General features: G+C 62.4%; 1 protein-coding gene. It reads right to left on the bottom strand.

Annotated features, from left to right (window positions below):
• Positions 1-30 precede the first annotated feature (30 nt).
• On the bottom strand, positions 31-768 hold a 738-nt coding region (locus ACWKWX_RS32645), incomplete at its 5' end, for an IS110 family transposase (RefSeq protein WP_483829931.1).

Raw genomic sequence — 768 nt, 5'->3', positions numbered from 1 at the left:
CGCGGCCTGCGGCCGCTGCTACAGATTCGCCTAGCCACTGTCTTGCCCAGTTAATGACGTCCGCCATGCTGTGCCGTCGCGCAGCATGGCGTTAAGCCGGACCAGCAGCACGCGCATGCACGCTACCAGCGCCACTTTTGCACTCTTGCCTTTATCGCGCAGCCCCTCGTAACGCGCCTTGAACGAGGCGTCGTAGCGGATGACCGTCCAGCACGACATGTACAGCACTCGCCGCACCGCACTGCGCCCGCCGCAGATCTTGCGCTTGCCCTGGAAGTTGCCACTGTCGTTGTTATAGGGGGCCAGGCCCGCCAGCCCCGCTATCTGGTGCCGGTCCAACTCGCCCAGTTCTGGCAGGTAAGCCATCAGGCTGGCCGCGGTGATCGTGCCGAGACCTTTGACTGACGTCAGTTGCGCCACCTTGGGCGCATCAAGTGCCTGCATCGTTTGCTCGATGGCCTTTTCCAGCTCCAGGATCTGTGCTTTCAGGAAGGCGATATGGCCTTCCAGCAGCTCGATTATCCTGGGGGACTGGGCCTGTTTCAGACGGCGTCTGTCGTCGTCGCGTTGCTGTACGAAGCGCTCGCGCTGCTGTACCAGCTCCCGTAAAAACTGGGTCGGCGCCGAATCCTGCTGGGGTTTGGCCGCCTTCAAAGTTTCGGCAAACTGCGCCAGGACCTGGGCATCGATGGGGTCTGTCTTGGCTTGCTTACCGATCGCCTCGGCAAACGCCCGGGCACGGCGAGGGTTTACGCGCACGACGGTAAA

The organism is Pseudomonas imperatae, assembly GCF_057128625.1.
This window is presented reverse-complemented; position numbering and strand designations above follow the sequence as displayed.